Genomic DNA, 244 nt, shown 5'->3' on the forward strand with positions numbered 1-244 from the left:
AGCGAAGAAGCCAAACAATATTTATACGAAGTAATTAACGAATCTTTAGAGAAATTGCCACATGACCAATCATTCAAAAAAGCCAATCGTACTCTAGAAAACCTCTTAAAGCAAGCAGTCATTATCTTCGCTAAAAACCGAGGTCAAGGCGAAACTAGAAGAAATGAAATCAATAAAGAAGACTTAAAACAAGCTTACAAAATGATAATCTCACAAGATGACACCTTTTAAACGCTATCGAATA

General features: G+C 33.6%; 1 pseudogene. It reads left to right on the forward strand.

Going from position 1 to position 244, the window contains the following annotated elements:
• Positions 1-231: pseudogene (locus RI68_RS02185) on the forward strand (ATP-dependent Zn protease); the annotation flags it as partial.
• Between the last annotated feature and the right edge of the window lie 13 nt (positions 232-244).

This window comes from Vaccinium witches'-broom phytoplasma str. VAC (assembly GCF_000309405.1).
Lineage (GTDB): Bacteria > Bacillota_I > Bacilli_A > Acholeplasmatales > Acholeplasmataceae > Phytoplasma.